At 55.1% G+C, this 19,258-nt stretch carries 20 protein-coding genes; 17 read left to right on the top strand and 3 right to left on the bottom strand.

What is annotated here, in order from left to right:
- Positions 1–21: 21 nt before the first annotated feature.
- From A936_RS12650 to rpoS, 9 genes are all read left to right on the top strand, one after another.
- Positions 22–345: a DUF3561 family protein gene (locus A936_RS12650; RefSeq protein ID WP_008458338.1), complete on the top strand. Its 324-nt coding sequence runs from the start codon at positions 22–24 to the stop codon at positions 343–345.
- Between the two features lie 185 nt (positions 346–530).
- Positions 531–857, top strand: a complete 327-nt coding sequence (gene ftsB, locus A936_RS12645; protein WP_008458337.1) for a cell division protein FtsB — start codon at positions 531–533, stop codon at positions 855–857.
- A 19-nt stretch (positions 858–876) separates the two neighbouring features.
- A complete protein-coding gene (gene ispD, locus A936_RS12640; RefSeq protein ID WP_008458335.1) occupies positions 877–1,587 on the top strand; it encodes a 2-C-methyl-D-erythritol 4-phosphate cytidylyltransferase in 711 nt (236 codons plus the stop codon).
- Entirely contained in the window at positions 1,587–2,066 is a 480-nt protein-coding gene (gene ispF / locus A936_RS12635; RefSeq protein WP_008458332.1) for a 2-C-methyl-D-erythritol 2,4-cyclodiphosphate synthase, read from the top strand. The genes ispD and ispF overlap by 1 nt, the downstream gene beginning before the upstream one ends.
- A complete protein-coding gene (gene truD / locus A936_RS12630) occupies positions 2,066–3,112 on the top strand; it encodes a tRNA pseudouridine(13) synthase TruD (RefSeq protein WP_008458331.1) in 1,047 nt (348 codons plus the stop codon). Before ispF ends, truD begins: the two co-directional genes overlap by 1 nt.
- Complete coding sequence (gene surE, locus A936_RS12625; protein WP_008458330.1) at positions 3,093–3,854, top strand: 5'/3'-nucleotidase SurE; 762 nt, start codon at positions 3,093–3,095, stop codon at positions 3,852–3,854. Before truD ends, surE begins: the two co-directional genes overlap by 20 nt.
- The gene (locus tag A936_RS12620; RefSeq protein WP_008458329.1) at positions 3,848–4,474 is read left to right on the top strand and encodes a protein-L-isoaspartate(D-aspartate) O-methyltransferase; all 627 of its coding nucleotides are present in this window, start codon (positions 3,848–3,850) and stop codon (positions 4,472–4,474) included. Before surE ends, A936_RS12620 begins: the two co-directional genes overlap by 7 nt.
- Positions 4,475–4,604: 130 nt before the next feature.
- Entirely contained in the window at positions 4,605–5,738 is a 1,134-nt protein-coding gene (nlpD, locus tag A936_RS12615; RefSeq protein WP_034809052.1) for a murein hydrolase activator NlpD, read from the top strand.
- A 56-nt stretch (positions 5,739–5,794) separates the two neighbouring features.
- The gene (gene rpoS, locus A936_RS12610; protein ID WP_008458325.1) at positions 5,795–6,787 is read left to right on the top strand and encodes an RNA polymerase sigma factor RpoS; all 993 of its coding nucleotides are present in this window, start codon (positions 5,795–5,797) and stop codon (positions 6,785–6,787) included.
- Between the two features lie 68 nt (positions 6,788–6,855).
- Here rpoS and mutS read toward each other — a convergent pair whose 3' ends face one another.
- The gene (mutS, locus tag A936_RS12605) at positions 6,856–9,417 is read right to left on the bottom strand and encodes a DNA mismatch repair protein MutS (protein WP_008458323.1); all 2,562 of its coding nucleotides are present in this window, start codon (positions 9,415–9,417) and stop codon (positions 6,856–6,858) included.
- Positions 9,418–9,699: 282 nt separating this feature from the next.
- Here mutS and A936_RS12600 point away from each other — a divergent pair, with 282 nt between their 5' ends.
- Entirely contained in the window at positions 9,700–10,116 is a 417-nt protein-coding gene (locus A936_RS12600) for a hypothetical protein (protein WP_008458321.1), read from the top strand.
- 131 nt (positions 10,117–10,247) lie between these two features.
- Positions 10,248–10,964 carry a hypothetical protein gene (locus tag A936_RS12595; protein ID WP_008458319.1) on the top strand — a complete coding sequence of 239 codons (717 nt, stop codon included), beginning with the start codon at positions 10,248–10,250 and terminating at the stop codon, positions 10,962–10,964.
- Between the two features lie 37 nt (positions 10,965–11,001).
- On the opposite strand, the gene A936_RS12590 is transcribed toward A936_RS12595, so the two are convergent.
- The gene (locus tag A936_RS12590; protein WP_008458316.1) at positions 11,002–12,567 is read right to left on the bottom strand and encodes a methyl-accepting chemotaxis protein; all 1,566 of its coding nucleotides are present in this window, start codon (positions 12,565–12,567) and stop codon (positions 11,002–11,004) included.
- A gap of 577 nt (positions 12,568–13,144) precedes the next feature.
- Between A936_RS12590 and A936_RS12585 the strand changes: the two genes are divergently transcribed.
- The 5 genes from A936_RS12585 to A936_RS12565 all read left to right on the top strand — a co-directional run bounded on the left by A936_RS12585 (position 13,145) and on the right by A936_RS12565 (position 17,242).
- Complete coding sequence (locus A936_RS12585; RefSeq protein WP_442892848.1) at positions 13,145–14,233, top strand: catalase family peroxidase; 1,089 nt, start codon at positions 13,145–13,147, stop codon at positions 14,231–14,233.
- Positions 14,230–14,772 carry a cytochrome b gene (locus A936_RS12580; protein WP_008458312.1) on the top strand — a complete coding sequence of 181 codons (543 nt, stop codon included), beginning with the start codon at positions 14,230–14,232 and terminating at the stop codon, positions 14,770–14,772. The genes A936_RS12585 and A936_RS12580 overlap by 4 nt, the downstream gene beginning before the upstream one ends.
- Positions 14,773–14,792: 20 nt before the next feature.
- Positions 14,793–15,305, top strand: coding sequence for an RNA polymerase sigma factor (locus A936_RS12575; RefSeq protein WP_008458310.1), 513 nt, complete (start codon positions 14,793–14,795; stop codon positions 15,303–15,305).
- Entirely contained in the window at positions 15,302–16,072 is a 771-nt protein-coding gene (locus A936_RS12570) for an anti-sigma factor family protein (protein WP_008458308.1), read from the top strand. The genes A936_RS12575 and A936_RS12570 overlap by 4 nt, the downstream gene beginning before the upstream one ends.
- 129 nt (positions 16,073–16,201) lie before the next feature.
- Positions 16,202–17,242, top strand: a complete 1,041-nt coding sequence (locus tag A936_RS12565) for a TerC/Alx family metal homeostasis membrane protein (protein WP_008458305.1) — start codon at positions 16,202–16,204, stop codon at positions 17,240–17,242.
- 46 nt (positions 17,243–17,288) lie between these two features.
- Here the strand turns inward: A936_RS12565 and A936_RS12560 are convergent, their stop codons facing one another.
- Positions 17,289–17,960 carry an HAD-IB family hydrolase gene (locus tag A936_RS12560; protein WP_008458304.1) on the bottom strand — a complete coding sequence of 224 codons (672 nt, stop codon included), beginning with the start codon at positions 17,958–17,960 and terminating at the stop codon, positions 17,289–17,291.
- Between the two features lie 276 nt (positions 17,961–18,236).
- On the opposite strand from A936_RS12560, the gene trpS reads away from it, so the two are divergent.
- The gene (gene trpS / locus A936_RS12555; RefSeq protein ID WP_008458302.1) at positions 18,237–19,256 is read left to right on the top strand and encodes a tryptophan--tRNA ligase; all 1,020 of its coding nucleotides are present in this window, start codon (positions 18,237–18,239) and stop codon (positions 19,254–19,256) included.
- Positions 19,257–19,258: the final 2 nt, after the last annotated feature.

Raw genomic sequence — 19,258 nt, 5'->3', positions numbered from 1 at the left:
ATCAGGGTTATGAAATCAGTTATGCGCAACAGCACGAATATCGTTATCTCTCAGGCTGAACCCAGCCCGACGGTCGAGGAAACAACCTGGTCACTGCCCGGGGCGTTTATCGGCTTTTTGTCGTGGCTGCTGGCGCTAGGTATTCCCTTTTTGGTCTATGGCCCCAACACGCTCTTTTTCTTCCTCTACACCTGGCCATTCTTCCTGGCGCTGATGCCGGTCGCGGTGGTGGTGGGGATTGCCCTGCACTCCATCTTGCGTGGCAAGCTGCTGTTCAGCTGTGTGGCTACGCTGCTCTCCGTGGCGCTGATGTTCGGCGTGCTCTTCATGTGGCTTATGGGTTAGCCGTGCCGAACTGCGTCAAACCGTAACAGACTATTTATGGGCAACGTTAAGCTAAACTTGCTCCAATCGCGCATGAATTCGCGTTATGTGGTAAATTCTGGCGCGATTTGGCGCGCAGGGTGGCTTGCCGCAGTGGAGTCGACGAAAAAGTTGTGGGATGATTGTGCCGTTTTTCAGGGGGCAGGATGGGTAAACTAACGCTGCTGTTGCTGGCCTTGCTGGTCTGGCTTCAGTATTCGCTGTGGTTCGGAAAAAACGGCGTACACGATTACACGCGCGTCAGCGAAGATGTCGCTGCGCAGCAGGCAACCAATGCCAAACTAAAATCTCGCAACGATCAGCTTTTTGCCGAAATTGACGACCTCAACGGCGGCCAGGAAGCGATCGAAGAGCGCGCTCGCAACGAACTCAGCATGACCAAGCCGGGAGAGACTTTCTACCGCCTGGTGCCGGATGCCTCCAAACGCGCAGCCAACGGTAATACCTCCAACGCCGGGCAAAATAATCGATAACTCAGCATAAGTGAAAGGCATGGCAGACTCCTCCCCGGACGTAATTGCCGTGGTACCGGCCGCCGGTATCGGCAGCCGTATGCAAACGGAATGTCCTAAGCAGTACCTACACATCGGCGACAAAACGATTATCGAACACGCGGTGGCTAGCCTGATGGCTCATCCGCGCGTGGGCCAGGTGATCGTGGCTCTCAGCCCCAACGACACCTATTTTTCCTCTTTACCGCTGGCAACCCATCCTCGCGTCACCGTGGTGACTGGCGGCAAGCAACGTGCAGATTCCGTGCTGGCTGGCCTGCAGGCCGCAGGTAATGCTGAATGGGTGCTGGTGCACGATGCCGCACGCCCCTGCCTTCACCGGGACGACCTGAATAACCTGCTGGCGATTACCACCGGCAGCAAAGTCGGCGGTATTCTGGCGGCCCCGGTTCGCGACACCATGAAGCGGGGCGAGCCAGGCAAAGGGCTGATTGCCCATACGGTTGATCGTGAAGATCTTTGGCATGCCCTGACGCCGCAGCTTTTCCCTCTCGAACTTTTGCGCAGCTGCCTGCTGCGCGCGCTGGATGAAGGTGCCACTATTACCGATGAAGCGTCGGCCCTCGAATATTGCGGCTTTCATCCAGAACTGATTAGCGCCCGGGCGGATAATATCAAGGTGACTCGCCCTGAAGATCTCGCCCTGGCGGCTTTCTATCTTACGCGGTTAACCCAAACGGAGAATTTATAATGCGTATTGGACATGGTTTTGATGTTCATGCTTTTGGCGGCGAAGGCCCGATTATTATTGGCGGCGTTCGTGTCCCGTTCGAGAAAGGGCTGCTGGCTCATTCCGACGGCGACGTTGCTCTGCATGCCCTGACCGATGCGCTGCTGGGTGCCGCCGCACTGGGGGATATTGGCAAGCTGTTCCCGGACACCGATCCTGCTTTTAAAGGGGCGGACAGCCGTGAGCTGCTGCGTGAAGCCTGGCGCCGGATTCAGGCCAAAGGTTTTACCCTCGGGAACGTAGATGTGACGATTATCGCCCAGGCGCCGAAAATGGCCCCGCACATCCCGCAGATGCGCGTGTTTATTGCCGAAGACCTCGGCTGCCATATGGATGACGTCAACGTCAAAGCAACCACCACCGAGAAACTCGGCTTTACCGGCCGCGGCGAAGGTATTGCCTGCGAAGCCGTGGCGCTGCTGCACAAGGCCGGCAAGTAATGGACATGCAAAACCTGACGTGGCTGCACGGCAAGCCGCAGGGCAGCGGCGTCATCAAGGCCAGCCCAGAAGATTTCGTGGTGATCGAAGATTTGGGCTTTGGCCCGGACGGTGACGGTGAACATCTGCTGCTGCGTATTCTGAAAAGCGGCTGCAATACACGTTTCGTGGCCGATGCTCTGGCGAAATTCCTTAAAGTTCATGCGCGCGAAGTCAGCTTTGCCGGGCAAAAAGACAAACATGCGGTGACCGAACAGTGGTTCTGCGTTCGCCTGCCGGGCAAAGAGATGCCGGACATGAGCGCTTTTACGCTCGAAGGCTGTCAGGTGCTGGAGTTTGCTCGCCACCGCCGCAAGCTGCGCTTAGGCGCTCTGAAGGGAAACCGCTTTACCCTCGTGCTGCGCGAGGTAAGCGATCGCCACGAGATGGAGCAGCGCCTGCAGGCCGTAGCGGAGCAGGGCGTGCCTAACTATTTCGGCAGCCAGCGTTTTGGCATCGGCGGTAATAACCTGCATCAGGCGAAACGCTGGGCAGAAAGCAATGCGCCGTTGCGCGACAGAAATAAACGCAGTTTTTGGTTGTCGGCAGCCCGCAGCGCGTTGTTTAATCAGATTGTTAGCCAGCGCCTGAAAAAAACAGACTTTAATCAAGTTGTTGATGGCGATGCGCTACAATTGGCAGGGCGCGGCAGCTGGTTTGTGGCGACCCCGGAAGAACTTCCTGGCCTGCAACAGCGAGTGAATGACGGCGAACTGCTGATCACCGCTTCGCTCCCGGGCGATGGCGAGTGGGGAACGCAAAATGCAGCGCTGGCTTTTGAGCAGCAATCCGTGGCGGATGAAGAGATTCTGCTGGGGCTGCTGAAGCGTGAGCGAGTGGAAGCGGCGCGCCGTGCGATGCTGGTTCAGCCGAAAGAGCTGAGCTGGAACTGGTGGGATGATGTCACCGTCGAGCTGAACTTCTGGTTACCGGCGGGAAGTTTTGCCACCAGCGTTGTCAGGGAACTCATGAACACAGCGGGTGATTATGCGAATATTGCTGAGTAACGATGACGGAGTCCATGCGCCTGGTATTCAGGTGCTGGCGAAGGCGTTGCGTGAATTTGCCGAGGTGCAGGTGGTGGCGCCGGACAGAAACCGCAGCGGCGCATCAAACTCGCTGACGCTGGAGTCATCGCTTAGAACCTTTACCCTCGCCAACGGGGATATCTCCGTTCAAATGGGAACGCCGACGGACTGTGTCTATCTCGGCGTCAATGCTTTGATGCATCCGCGCCCGGATATTGTGGTGTCGGGCATCAACGCCGGGCCAAATCTCGGCGACGACGTTATCTATTCCGGCACCGTTGCGGCGGCGACGGAAGGGCGTCATTTGGGGCTCCCGGCGCTGGCCGTCTCGCTGGATGGCCATCAGCATTATGAGGCCGCTGCGGCGGTCACCTGCTCTATTCTCCGGGCGCTGGCTCGGGAGCCACTGCGCACCGGGCGCATTCTGAATATCAACGTTCCAGATTTACCGCTGGACCAAATCAAAGGCATTCGCGTCACGCGCTGCGGCAGCCGTCATCCGGCAGACCAGGTGATTCGCCAGGAAGATCCGCGTGGCAACACGGTGTACTGGATTGGTCCACCGGGGGAAAAACTGGATGTTGCACCGGACACCGACTTTGCCGCCGTCGACGAAGGCTATGTGTCTGTGACGCCGCTGCATGTCGATTTAACCGCACATAGCGCCCATGAAGTCGTTGGCCACTGGCTTGAAAAAGCCGGAGTTGAGGCGCAATGGTAAGCAAACGCGTACAGGCTCTTCTCGATCAATTACGTGCCCAGGGCATCAAGAATGAACAGGTTCTTGAGGCTATTGCACAGGTGCCGCGTGAGAAGTTTGTCGACGAAGCGTTTGAACACAAAGCCTGGGAAAATACCGCGTTACCTATTGGGTCTGGTCAGACTATCTCTCAGCCGTATATGGTAGCGAGGATGACGGAGCTGCTGGAGCTGACGCCGCAGTCAAAAGTGCTGGAAATTGGCACCGGGTCTGGCTACCAGACCGCGATTCTGGCGCATCTGGTAGGGCATGTTTGCTCCGTGGAGCGTATCAAAGGGCTGCAATGGCACGCCAGGCGTCGCCTGAAGCAGCTGGATTTACACAATATTTCGACCCGTCACGGCGATGGCTGGCAGGGCTGGCAGGCAAAAGCGCCGTTCGACGCTATCATTGTGACAGCGGCACCGCCGGAAATTCCCACTGCGCTGCTGTCGCAGCTGGATGACGGCGGCATTCTTGTTTTACCCGTGGGGGACGACCGGCAGTTTTTGAAGCGCGTGCGGCGCCACGGGGATGAATTTTTAATCGACACGGTAGAAGCTGTTCGCTTTGTGCCCTTAGTACGCGGCGAATTAGCATAACCCGGAAATATCCGGTTTTTTTGCTGCCAATTCGGCGTAACGTAGCCGAATTCAGCAAAAGCTGGCGTGGATTACGCCGCTTTTCTACAGTGTTTTATGCATATCTGGTTGTTATCATTTTGGGGGATAAATGAGCGCGGGAAGCCCAACTTTTACTTTACGCCGGGCGGCGATGTTGACGCTAACCAGCCTTTGGCTGGCAGGCTGTACAAGCAACAATAATACCCAGGCGCCGATCAGTTCCGTTGGCGGCAATGGCAGTTCTTCAGGCTCTTCAACCGGCAGCCTGCTGGTGACGAAGCCACCGACAATGTCCGCTCCGATCCAGCAACCTCAGATTCAACCCGTGCAGCAGCCACAAATTCAACCGGTTCGCCAGCCTCAGGCCCAGCCCGTAGCGTCAGAGCCTGTACAGACTGAAAATGGCCGCATTGTCTACAACCGTCAGTACGGCAACATCCCTAAAGGAAGCTACGCGGGCGGCAGCACCTACACCGTTAAACGCGGCGATACTCTGTTCTACATTGCGTGGATTACCGGGAACGACTTCCGTGACCTGGCGCAGCGCAACAACGTACCGGCGCCATACGGTCTGGAAGTAGGGCAAACCCTCCAGGTCGGCAACGCCTCCGGCACGCCAATCACCGGTGGGAACGCGGTGACCGCCGCCGATGCCCGCGCGCAGGGCGTCGCGACGCCGGTTGAACAAAACTCAACCAGGGTAGTTGCTTCTAAACCGACAATTACGTATTCTGAGGATTCAGGTGAACAGAGTGCTACTAAAATGTTACCGGGCAATAAGCCAGCTGAGACTGTTGTCACAGCACCGGTGACGGCACCTGTGGTTAGCTCTACCGAACCTACCGTCAGCAGTACGTCTAACAGCTCGCCAATTTCAACCTGGCGCTGGCCGACCGACGGTAAGATCATCGAAAACTTTGCGGCAACCGAAGGGGGCAACAAAGGGATCGATATCGCTGGCAGTAAAGGACAGGCCATTATCGCGACCGCCGCAGGGCGCGTGGTATATGCCGGTAACGCGCTGCGCGGTTACGGTAATCTAATCATCATCAAACACAACGATGATTATCTGAGTGCCTACGCCCATAACGATACAATGCTGGTCCGGGAACAAGAAGAAGTTAAGGCGGGGCAAAAAATAGCTACCATGGGTAGCACCGGAACCAGTTCTACACGATTGCATTTTGAAATTCGTTACAAGGGGAAATCCGTAAACCCGCTGCGTTATTTGCCGCAGCGATAAACCGGCAAAACATTCATTGAGTGTATTGCCCAGGGATCACGGGTAGGAGCCACCTTATGAGTCAGAATACGCTGAAAGTTAACGAGTTAAACGAAGACGCGGAATATGATGAGAACGGAGTTGAGGCTTTTGACGAAAAAGCCCTTGTAGAAGAGGAACCCAGTGATAACGACCTTGCAGAAGAAGAGCTGCTGTCACAGGGTGCAACACAGCGTGTACTAGATGCGACTCAGCTTTATCTTGGAGAGATCGGTTACTCTCCATTATTAACAGCCGAAGAAGAAGTTTACTTTGCTCGCCGCGCGTTGCGCGGTGATGTAGCCTCCCGCCGACGCATGATCGAAAGTAACCTGCGTCTGGTGGTAAAAATTGCCCGTCGCTACAGCAATCGTGGTCTGGCGCTGCTGGATCTGATTGAAGAGGGTAATCTGGGGCTGATTCGTGCGGTTGAGAAATTCGATCCGGAACGTGGGTTCCGTTTCTCAACGTACGCCACATGGTGGATTCGTCAGACCATCGAACGGGCAATCATGAACCAAACCCGTACGATTCGCCTGCCCATTCACATTGTGAAAGAGCTGAACGTTTACCTGCGTACCGCTCGTGAACTCTCCCACAAGCTCGACCATGAGCCGAGTGCCGAAGAGATTGCCGAGCAGCTGGATAAACCGGTTGATGACGTTAGCCGTATGCTGCGTCTCAACGAGCGCATTACCTCGGTAGACACCCCATTAGGTGGTGACTCTGAGAAAGCGCTGCTGGATATCCTCGCGGACGAGAAAGACAACGGCCCGGAAGACACCACGCAAGACGATGACATGAAACAAAGCATCGTGAAGTGGCTGTTCGAACTGAACGCTAAGCAGCGTGAAGTACTGGCCCGTCGTTTTGGTCTGCTGGGTTATGAAGCTGCGACGCTGGAAGATGTGGGTCGTGAAATCGGCCTGACTCGTGAACGCGTTCGTCAGATTCAGGTTGAAGGCCTTCGCCGTCTGCGTGAAATCCTGCAGGCTCAGGGGCTGAACCTCGAAGCGCTGTTCCGCGAATAATCGACTCTTCAAATAAAAAAGCGGTGATGCAAATCACCGCTTTTTTTATGCCTGCCGTTTGGTAACGGCTACACCAAACTCTTCAGCCGATAGATCCACTCCAGCGCCTGACGCGGAGAAAGAGAATCTGGATCCAGGTTCTCCAGCGCCTCGACGGCAGGGGATGTCTCTTCCGCCGTGGCCAGCAGCGACATTTGCGTCCCATCCACCTGGCTTGCGGCCGCATTGCCGGAAATGCTTTCCAGCTCGCGCAGCTTCTGACGCGCACGTTTGATCACGTCTTTTGGCACACCCGCCAGCGCGGCTACGGCCAGGCCGTAACTCTTGCTCGCCGCGCCGTCCTGCACGCTGTGCATAAAGGCGATGGTATCCCCATGCTCCACGGCATCCAGATGGACGTTAGCCACGCCTTCCATTTTCTCCGGCAGCGTGGTCAGCTCGAAATAGTGGGTAGCGAACAGCGTCAGCGACTTAATACGGTTGGCCAGGCTTTCGGCGCAGGCCCAGGCCAGCGACAGGCCATCATAGGTCGACGTGCCGCGGCCAATCTCATCCATCAGGACCAGGCTGTGTTCGGTCGCGTTGTGCAGAATGTTGGCGGTCTCTGTCATCTCCACCATGAAGGTTGAGCGACCGGAAGCCAGGTCATCGGCAGCGCCTACGCGGGTAAAGATGCGATCAACCGGGCCAATTTCTGCCTGCTGAGCTGGCACAAAACTGCCGATATAGGCCAGCAAAGCAATTAACGCAGTCTGGCGCATATAGGTACTTTTACCACCCATGTTCGGGCCGGTAATGATCAGCATTCTACGCTGAGGGGAAAGGTTTAGCGGGTTAGCGATAAACGGTTCGCTGAGCACTTGTTCCACTACAGGATGGCGGCCTCCGACCAGCTTAATGCCGGGCTTGTCCGTCAGCGTCGGGCAGGTGTAGTTCAGGGTATAAGCGCGCTCGGCCAGGTTCACCAGCACGTCCAGCTCCGCCAGCGCGGTAGCGCTTTTTTGCAGCGCTTCCAGGTGCGGCAGCAGCAAATCAAACAGCTGATCGTAAAGCTGTTTCTCCAGCGCCAGCGCTTTGCCTTTGGAAGTCAGGACCTTGTCTTCGTACTCTTTCAGCTCAGGAATAATGTAGCGCTCGGCGTTTTTCAGCGTCTGGCGGCGAACATAGTTGATCGGCACCAGATGGCTTTGGCCGCGGCTGACCTGGATGTAGTAGCCGTGCACGGCGTTAAATCCCACTTTCAGCGTATCAAGGCCCAGGCGTTCGCGTTCGCGAATTTCCAGGCGATCCAGGTAGTCAGTTGCGCCATCGGCCAGGGCTCGCCATTCGTCCAGCTCTTCGTTATAGCCGGGAGCGATAACGCCGCCGTCGCGCACCAGCACCGGTGGCGATTCGATAACCGCCTGCTCAAGTAATTCGCGCAGCTCTACAAATTCACCCATCTGCTCGCGCAGGGTTTGCACGTAGTCGGTGCTTACGTCAGACAGGGTCTCGCGCAAGGCGGGCAGTTGCTGGAAGGCATAACGCATACGAGCCAGATCGCGTGGGCGAGCGGTGCGCAGCGCCAGACGGGCAAGGATACGTTCCAGGTCGCCGACCTGACGCAGCGTAGGCTGAATATCTGCGGTGCGCTCCTGCAGGGCCGCAATAGTTTGCTGCCGCCGGGTGAGCACATCGACGTTACGCACCGGCATATGCAGCCAGCGTTTGAGCATACGGCTGCCCATCGGCGTCACGGTGCAGTCCAGCACCAAGGCCAGCGTGTTCTCCACGCCGCCGGACAGATTCTGGGTGATCTCAAGGTTACGGCGGGTGGCTGCATCCATAATGATGCTGTCCTGCTGCCGGTCCATGGTCACGGAACGGATATGCGGCAGGGAAGTGCGCTGGGTATCTTTGACGTACTGCAGCAGACAGCCGGCGGCGCAAAGCCCATGGTGGGCGTTCTCGACGCCAAAGCCGGTCAGGTCCCGAGTGCCAAACTGCAGATTTAGCTGCTGGCGCGCGGTTTCAATCTCGAACTCCCAAAGCGGGCGGCGGCGCAGGCCACGGCGGCCATCAATCAGGCTCATCTCAGCGAAGTCTTCCGCATACAGCAGCTCCGCCGGATTGGTGCGCTGAAGTTCGGCGGCCATGGTTTCACGGTCTTCCGGTTCGGTCAGGCGGAAGCGCCCGGAACTGATGTCGAGCGTCGCATAGCCAAAACCTTTGCTGTCCTGCCAGATTGCCGCCAGCAGGTTATCCTGGCGCTCCTGCAGCAGCGCTTCGTCGCTGATGGTGCCCGGCGTGACGATGCGAACGACTTTACGCTCAACCGGCCCTTTGGTGGTTGCCGGATCGCCAACTTGTTCGCAGATGGCCACGGACTCACCAAGGTTCACCAGTTTAGCCAGGTAATTTTCCACCGCGTGATGAGGCACGCCCGCCATTGGAATCGGTTCGCCCGCAGAAGCCCCGCGCTTGGTCAGGGAGATATCCAGCAGTTGAGAAGCGCGTTTTGCATCGTCATAGAACAGCTCGTAGAAGTCACCCATACGGTAAAACAGCAGGATGTCACGGTGCTCGGATTTAAGACGCAGATACTGCTGCATCATCGGGGTGTGGGCGTCGAAGGTTTCGCTAGTACTCATGGAGTGATGATATCCATTTCGTTGAATTTTAAGTGGTTAGTGATGTTTCTGGTTCTCATTATTGCTCACTAATACGGCGTAAACTGCACGCGGGAATCGCCCCGCAGATGGCCCATGATAACGGAGTATCAAAGGCAGGAAAACAGCGGTTAAACGACATTGCTGAAAGCCTCGCAACGCGTTGCTGTTCTGATATGTTCTAGCGGCGGCTGGCTGTAATACCGCAGTTTGGCGAACGTTCTCGCCTTCATTCTGTTTAAACGGTTAAATTCCAGGGTGTCTATGAGAAAGTGGGTACTGGCGGGCGTGCTGGCAGTGACGGGGTGCGTTTCTTTTCAACAGCTTGATGAGGGTTTGCGTGGCCTCGTGGGCCAGGATAAAACCGTCGCATTTAAAATATTAGGCTACCCCGATAATCAGCAAACGTTTGACGACACGAAAGTTTATACGTGGATAACGAACAGTACGGGAGCCGAGCCTTATATTTCGCCGCAAACGACCACCGGTACGGTCAACGGTAAACCGTTTGAGGCCACGACAACACAAACCACGTTTGTGCCGGTTAACTACAGCTGCAAAATTCAGATCTCTACCGACAGCAAAGGCATTATCAAAGACTATAAATACAACAGCACCGATCCCAGCGTGATGGGCTGCATGAACTACATTAAAAGCCTTAATAATTACTATAAAAGATAGATCCCGCCCGATCCGGCAACGTATTTGAGTTGCCGGATGTTGCGTTTAGACACATCTTTTTGACCCTGTTTTCAGGAACTCAATTTTCAGTGACCCACTTATCAGAAAACATCCCAACATCGGAGATAACCATGTTTTCTGCAGTCGGTCAGTCAAATCGCGTTCAGCCCGCCGCTCTTAACACCAGCGGAAGGATCCACCCTGATATTAAAATTAAGCCGCCGGTAAACGATCCCGTTCAGGCCTTGGCTAACCTGTTCCGGGATAACAAGCTTGCTTACCTGGGCGACGTGCATGGTCAGCTTGAGATCCCTGAATTTGTCGGCCATGCCATTCCCGAGTTGAAAAAGGCTGGTGTGGATCTGCTGGCGGTAGAGTTTGTGAAATACAGCGATAACGCCTTGTTTCACGAAGCGCTGGCTCATGGCAAAGAGGCGACAAAAAACTTCATCATGAACGCCTGGTCAAAACACGGCGAGGCCTGGGTAAATAAGGTTGCCGGGGCACTTTATGAAGCGCACAAAGCGGGTATTTCCGTCGCCGGCATTGACCGCCATATTCCCGGCGCTGCGCCGAAAACGCCGATGGAAGCCATCAAATACATGAACAAACGGCTGGCGCTCAATATTGCCTGGAACGCTGCGGCAGAAAAAGAAGAGCGTGCCATTGGCGCACGTAAAACGCTGGTTTGGGGCGGCGGCGGTCATTTTCACCATAGCCGTGAACAAGGCCCTAAAGATATGCGTCCCGGCCCTGTGGTTTCTTTCGACTCGAGTGGTAAAGCCCCAGGCTGTTCGCTGAACGAGAAAGACGGCAATAGCCACCTGGTGATTAATTTCCCGAAATAAAAAAACGGGGAATGGCGATTCCCCGTACTTTGTAGGCTCAGGAGGCAACCTGGAAAACGCTGACGGTTTCACGCAGAACGCGAGATTGCCTATCGAGAGAGGTTGCCGTGGAGGACGTCACCTCAACCAGCGCGACGTTCTGCTGCAGGTTTTTATCCATCTGGGCAACGGCCTGGGCAACCTCATTCACGCCGGTCGCCTGTTCTGCTGAGTTATGCGCAATTTCGTTCACAATGCTGTTCACCTGGCTGACGGTGGTTAAAATCTTGATCATGGTTTCCGCCGCCTGATCGATCTCCTGCGCCCCGCTGTTTACCCGCTGCACTGAGCCGGTAATCAGGCCTTTTATTTCTTTCGCGGCGCTGGAAGAGCGTTGAGCAAGGGCTCGAACTTCAGTGGCGACAACGGCAAAACCCCGGCCTTGTTCACCCGCTCTGGCGGCCTCAACGGCGGCGTTCAGTGCCAGAATGTTGGTCTGGAAAGCGATCCCCTCGATCACGGAGGTAATGTCCGCAATACGTACGGATTCCTGAGTGATCTCCTCCATAGTACTGACGATCCCCTGCACCATTTCACTTCCCTGGGTGACTTCGCTGGCGGCAGAGCTGGCAAGTTTGCTGGCGTACTGCGCGCTTTCCGCATTGTTCCGCACCGTGCTCGCCACCTGATCCATCGCCGCTGATGTTTGCTGTAGCGCCGCAGCCTGGTTCTCCGTTCTTGCAGAAAGCGAGCTACTTCCTTTGGCAATTTCCGCGCTGGCGCTAGCCACACCCTCTGCGTTCTGGCGAACTTCCAGCACCAGCTGGCGCAGCGCATTCTGCATATGGCTGAGCGAGGCCAGAATACTGCTGGAATCTTTTTTACGCAGCTCGGGCGTTTGCGTCAGATCTCCGGCGGCGATGGCGTTGGTCATACGCAGTAAATCAACCGGTTCACCGCCGAGGGAAAGCGTGATTTTGCGTGTGGTTGACCAGGTGATCAGCAGTCCAATCGCCACGGCAACCAGCGCCAGGGTAAGCATCAGAAGGTGAAATGTTCGCGCAATACCGCGCGCCGTATTAGCCAAAGTGTCGTTAAGCTGAGTCTCCATGTCGATAAAACCGTTAATGGTGGCCAACCAGTTAACAAAAGCAGGACGAGCCTGATTGAGGATGACCTGGCGCGCGCCCTCCACATCGCCTTTTTGCTGAAGAGCGATAATCTCATTCACCAGCGGGAGCGTTTGCTGCTCGGCCTCTTTTATCTTTTCGTACTGAGTACGCTCCTCGGGCGTCACGTCGCTGCCCTGGGCAAAGATGCTTTCCATCGGCTGAACGGAGGCCTGGTAATCCTGCTCCAGCTTGCGGATGTGTTCCACAATGCCCTGTAGTTCGCCTGCCGGCACCAACGTCACGTCGCGGATGGCAATTGAACGGTCATGTACGCTGCCCCTGAAATTAACGGCGTAGCGCTGTTTAACGTTATTGACATCGTTGATGGCGATCAACGCGTTGTTTATTTTATTTACCTGCATAATCGCCACCAGCGTCAGCATAATCAGCGTTAATAAAATAATGATAAAGCTGCCGCTTATTCGCGAACCTACGGAAAGGTTTTTAAACATAATAACTCTCTTTTAATTAATATTGAGCGTGATGTTAATGGTGTTGTCGGAGTATTTTCCTGCAGTGGATACAGGAGGGTAAGTTGTCTTGCTGGCTTACAGGGTGGAAAGGAAATTAATCTGCAGGCAAAAAGTTGTCAATAGGGCGGATTTTTAACGATGCGCGCAGTGTTGGTAGCGATGAAATACTTTATTCCATAACTAACAATGGCTTTTATTTTTGCTCTCCCTAAGCTAAATGATGTTGTTTTTAGTTTGAAGTTTCACTTTGTTTCTATGTTTTAAACTTGGCGTCGGTGACTTGTAATCATTCACTCGGTACGTTCGTTACGTCTGCTAACAAAAGTTTATTATTTTTTTAATGTTTAACTTTTTTACCTATTGATGAAAAAGGCCGAACCGGTGTTTTTAATGTTCACATTTCCGGAATATATAAAAAGTAATAACAATCATTCCCCTGCTTTTGATAGTGGAATACGGACGGTAAAAATTTTTAATTACCTGGGAATAAATGCTCATTTCGTTCGTCCTATGTGCTCCAAAACCCAATACCGTTTCATTATTGTGAGCCGATCCTATGCGAGAACCTCGTCCGTCTTTCTGCGCGATGTTTAAAAATTTACGCTACCCGCAGCAATTTTTACTGCGTGGCACCGTGATAGTCGCCATTCCGTTAGCCCTCTGCCTGCTGTTGGCCTGGGCGTGGGGGGCCCTGACGCCGGGGCGTTTATCCCCCGACAAGCTGGTTAATGCGCTGGAAAAAACGGGAGGAGAGCACCCCGGCTACCGCCGCAATCATGCCAAAGGGGTCTGTGTGGTGGGATATTTTGACTCCAACGGTAGCGCCAGCGCGCTGTCGAAAGCAACGGTGTTCCTGCCGGGCAATACGCCGGTCATTGGCCGCCTGGCAATTGCTGGCGGTAACCCCAACGCGCCCGATGGTGCGGTGCCAGTGCGCAGTATGGCGCTGCAGTTTATCACCCGTGATGGCCAGGAGTGGCGTACCGGGATGAACGCGCTGCCGTTCTTTAGTGTCGCAACGCCGCAGGGCTTCTACGATCAGCAAATGGCGGGTATTCCCGATCCTAAAACGGGCAAACCCGATCCAGCCAAAATGAAAGCATTTATCAGCGCTCACCCGGAGGCAAAGCCGTTTTTTGCTTGGGTGAAGGGCTATGTGCCGACGTCGAGCTGGGCCAGTGACAGCTACAACAGCCTGAACGCCTTCTTATTTACCAATAAAACTGGGGACGTTCATGGCGTGCGCTGGAGTATGCAGTCGCAAACCCCCGGCGTGCCGGTGACGGCGGAGGACAAAGCGAATCCTTTGTTCTTGCAGCAGGACATCAAGCAGCGCCTGCAGCAGGGGCCGCTGAAATGGGATTTGATTATCAGCGTGGCTGAAAAGGGCGATGTGATTAACGATGCGACAAAAGCCTGGCCCGATAGCCACCAAAAACTTAACGCAGGCACGCTGGTGCTCACTGCCGCACAAGATCAAGCTGACGGCAACTGCCGGGACATCAACTACGATCCTCTGATCTTGCCGGAAGGTATTTCTGGCTCAGACGATCCGCTGCTTAGCGCGCGCTCTGCGGCTTATTCATCATCCTTCAATCGCCGCACGCATGAAGAAGCTCAGGTAAATAAAGGGGGCCGGTTATGAGCAAAGTGACGTATTTTCACCCTCTGCTGCGCGTCGTTCACTGGGCGATGGCGCTGATGATCGTGGCAATGCTGTTTATCGGCGTGGGGATGGTGTCCACGGTGTCGGCATTACACGCTTTTTTATACTCATTGCATAAACCGCTTGGCGTCGCCATTCTGCTGCTGGTTATCCTGAGGGTTTATCTCCGCCTTCGTTATAAAACGCCGTCGCTCCCGGCGAATCTGCCGGGTTTTCAGGTAGCGCTGGCACATTTATCCCACTGGCTGCTCTATCTTCTGATGGTAGCCCAGCCGCTGGTAGGCTGGGCCATGCTCTCTGCCGCGGGCTATCCTGTGACGCTGGGGCCTGGCATCACGCTACCGACGCTGGTGGCGAAAAATATTGAGCTTTATGCCGTGCTTCGGCCGCTGCATACCTGGCTTGCTCTGCTGCTGTTCGTCATCGTAATTCTGCATCTGACTGCCGCATTATTTCATGCGCTGCTATTGCGTGATGGCGTGTTCAGCAGTATGACGGGCTACAAAGGCCGGGGCTAACATCGCCAGTGGAGTAAATCATGTCAAAACTGAGCGAACAGGAAGTACGGGAAATGCTGCCGCATCTGCAGCGTTTCGCCCTATGGCTCACGCGCAATCCTCATGCCGCGGAGGATTTGGTGCAGTCCTGCCTTGAGAAAGCATTTACCCGCGAGAGGAATCTGGCGGCAAGGGAAAGCCTTCGCAGCTGGCTGTTCTCTATTCTCTACCGGCAATTCATTGACGGCGAGCGGCGAAAAAGACGCTATCAGCGTATTTTGTCGCTGTTTACCGGCGATGAACACCCGGTGGCCGCGTCAACGGAGGAGATGCTGATCAACGACGATATGCTGGCGATGTTCAGCCAGCTTCCCGTGGAGCAGCGCGCATTACTGCTGCTCATCAGCGTAGAAGGTTTGAGCTATAAAGAGGCGGCTGAGTCGCTGGATATTCCGTTGGGAACCGTGATGTCGCGTTTGTCCCGAGCCAGAAAACAGCTGCAAAAATGGGATGAAGGCACGCCATCCACCCCGGCGTTAAGGAGATTAAAATGAAATCGCGCATACCTGACGAACAGGATCTCCATGCCTGGGTTGACGGGCAGCTGGATGACGAGCGCAAAAAGTGGGTTGAGCACTATTTGCAGCAGCACCCCGAGCAGGCCGCACAGGTCAAAAAATGGCAGGCCGATGCCCGGCGTTTACGTCTTTCGCTGGACGAATTTGTGCCACAGGTTTCTGCCCCTGCTTCGGAAGTACAGCGGGCGCGGCAGCAAATCCAGCGCACTCGCCGGTGGCGGTTAGCCGTTGCTTTTAGCCTGCTGTTCTCCGTCGGCATGGGCGGCGTGGCCGGGTGGCAGCTGCATGCCAGCGAAGTTCTGCGGCAAATTCTGCCGATGGAAGATGCCGTGCAGGCCTATCGTCTGGTGAACAGTGGCAGCGTGAAAGCGCTGGACGTTGTGGCCAGCGATCGCGCGGAGGTGAATAACTGGATGAGTCGCTACTTTATTAACGGGGCGCTGGCACCAGACCTCGATAATTACGGTTTTACGCTGGTGGGCGGGCGTTTAATGGTAACCGAGCAGGGGCCGGCGGCGCTGGTGGTCTACCGGGACGCTCAGGGCACGCGCGTGGCGTATTATATCCGGCCCTCCGGCATGTTTACGCTGGGGAAAGGGGAGCGACAGGCCGATAACCTGACCGCGCAGTACTGGAGCGATCGCCGCTATAACTACGCGATGATAAGCCCGGCCAATGACAGCCAGACGGCGAGGTTACAACAGGCGGTAGCGCAGTACGCGGGGGATGCGCGAGCAATTTAATGCAGGCGTCGGTTTATGCGCCAATGTCAGAAAAAATATACCATTTTTGCCTGAAGGTCTTATCCTGAATGGAGTGAGGCGGCACTCGGATCCCCCGAAGCTGCCTCCGTCATTCCTGAAGGATAAAACATGATATCTACACATATTGGCTTCCCGACCGAAACGGTAGCGGTATTTCTTGCGCTTTCGGTGGGTGCCATTTTTATCGACCTCTTTATGCACCGCAAAGACGAGCCCATCTCGCTGAAAAGTGCCGCATTGTGGTCGGTGTTCTGGGTTGCAGTGGCAATGCTTTTTGCCGGTTTTTTATATCTTCATCACGGCGCAGAAGTCGCCAGCCTGTTTGTCACCGGCTACGCGCTTGAGAAGGTGCTTTCCGTCGATAACCTGTTTGTGATGATGGCGATTTTTGCCTGGTTCGGCATTCCGGATCGCTACCGGCACCGCGTGTTGTACTGGGGCGTTATCGGCGCGATTGTTTTCAGAGGCATTTTTGTGGCCATCGGCACCGGGCTGTTGTCGCTGGGACCTTATGTTGAAATCGTGTTTGCGCTGATTGTGGCGTGGACGGCGGTGATGATGCTCAAAGGCAACGATGGAGAGGACGAAGTTGAGGACTACTCTCAGCATCTGGCTTATCGGCTGGTAAAACGCTTTTTCCCTCTTTGGCCAAAGCTTGCCGGGCGCAAATTCCTGCTTAACCAGGCTGAGGTTGACCACGAGCTGGCGAAGCCAGAAAACCAGGCCATCACCGTTGGGCGAGTAAAAAAAGCCACGCTGTATGCTACGCCGCTGATGCTTTGCGTGGCGGTGGTTGAACTGTCTGACGTGATGTTCGCTTTTGATTCTGTCCCGGCCATTATTGCCGTCAGCCGTGAACCGCTGATCGTCTACAGCGCAATGATGTTTGCGATACTTGGCTTGCGTACCCTGTATTTTGTGCTGGAAGCGTTAAAACAGTATCTCGTTCACCTGGAAAAAGCGGTGGTGGTGCTGCTGTTCTTTATCGCCGTTAAGCTCGGGCTTAACGCCAGCGAACATATCTGGCACCACGGGTACAGCATCTCGGCCACCGCCAGCCTGTACGTTGTGTTGGGCGTGCTGGCAGTGGGCATCATCCTCAGCGTGATGTTCCCGGCGAAAGCGGAATCAAGCGACAGTAAGAACTGAACAGGATGAAGGACGCCTTCGGGCGAGGGCGTCCTGATGACGAGACTCAGAGATGTTTGTCGAGGCGTAATCTTTCGATAGGTGAGCGACGACGAGATTTGGCGCGGTGGAAGTGGCGCCAGTGGTAATCCCTGGCTGCGGTCAGCAGCTCATAATCCCCTCTTGAATCCCCCCAGGCGCGCAAGTGCAGCTGGTTAAGCGGGCCATAAATCTGTTCCAGACGCTGAATCTTTTGATCGCAGCGGCAGTTATGGCCGTTAATGCGGCCGGTTAACACGCCGTCCACCACTTCAAGCTGAGTGCCGATGAGCTTCACGCCCAGACGTTCGGCGAACGGCAGCAGCACGATGGCCGGAGACGCAGAGCACAGCGTAACTTCAGCGCCAGAACGCAGCTCAGCGGCAACCGCCATCAGCCCACGCGGGCGCATCATTTTTTCGAAGTTTTTCGCGCAATACACTTCGGCTTTATCCTTAACCCACTGCTCATTCACGCCGGTTAAGAAGGTTGAAATCAGGATTTCTTTTAATTCATCGCGGGTCAGTTTCCGGCGCAGGCATTTGAGCGTCGGAATGACCATACGCATCATCTTGCGCGCGAAGGTTTTGCGCCCAAAGGCAAACCGCAGGAACGGGACAAAGCTATCGCTATGGGTCAGCGTGCCGTCAAAATCAAAAACCGACAGGACGCCTGGCGAAGGATCATTCATAACAACCATAGATTCCCAACTTTCCTTTTTATCTGTTCGTCGCGAGGGCATCTTGCGAACGATGGGGAAATTATAAACTTTTAAATCCCGCTACGGAAACCATCGCGAAATGTGATAGGGTAGCCGAATGAACATAAATCACACCGCACTTATCGTTATCCGCTGGTGGCTGTCTCTTTAGAGGCGGCAGGAATTCGTTCACCCTTTTCTAATAGCCGCCGGAAGGCGGCTATTTCGTTTAACTGTTCGCCCTCCGGCAAGATTTATCAGCCTCAGGAGGCAGTTATGAGCAGTTCACACGCTTTACAGCAAACCATTCTTACCGGCGACCGTCCAACCGGCCAGCTTCACCTTGGGCACTACGTCGGCTCACTGCGTAAACGCGTTCAGCTTCAGGATGAGCACCAGCAGCACATTTTGGTCGCCGACCTTCAGGGGCTAACCGACAACGGCAGCCGCCCGGAGAAAGTCGCCGAAAACATTCTGCAGGTGATGGCGGACTACCTGGCGGTTGGCATTGATCCGCAGAAAACCACAATCTGCCTGCAATCCTCTCTGCCAGCGCTGGCCGAACTCACCATGTTGTATATGAACATCGTGACCGTCGCCCGGCTGGAAAGAAACCCGACGGTAAAAAGCGAGATAGCCCAGAAGGGGTTTGCTCGCTCTTTGCCTTCTGGTTTTCTTGTCTATCCGATAAGCCAGGCCGCGGATATTACCGCATTTAAAGCCAGCCTGGTGCCGGTGGGGGACGATCAGCTGCCGATGATCGAACAGGCCAATGAAATTGTGCACAAGATGAATAGCCTGACGCCGACGCCGATATTAACCCCCTGCAAAGCGTTGCTCAGCCCGGTCAGCCGTCTGCCGGGCATTGACGGTAACGCTAAGATGTCAAAATCCCTGGGCAATACGCTCACCCTTTCCGCCAGCGAACAGCAGATTCATCAGGCCGTGAGCGCCATGTTTACCGACCCGGATCATCTGCGCGTCAACGATCCGGGAAAAATTGAAGGCAATGTGGTGTTTACCTATCTGGATGCTTTCCATGAAGACAAAGAGAACGTTGAGGCGATGAAAGAGCACTATCAGCGCGGTGGGCTGGGGGATCGGCAGTGTAAAAACGAGCTGGAAACCTGTCTGCAAAACCTGCTGGCGCCGATCAGAGAGCGGCGAAATCGCTTTATCGAAGATAAGCCTTATTTGCAAGAGGTGTTGAAAGCCGGGAGTGAGAAAGCGCGAGCGCTGACGCAGCAAACGGCGGACGAAGTGAAACGTGCGCTGGGGCTGCCGGTGCTATTTTAACG

It is taken from the genome of Enterobacter sp. Ag1, assembly GCA_000277545.1.
GTDB lineage: Bacteria > Pseudomonadota > Gammaproteobacteria > Enterobacterales > Enterobacteriaceae > Cedecea.
This window is presented reverse-complemented; position numbering and strand designations above follow the sequence as displayed.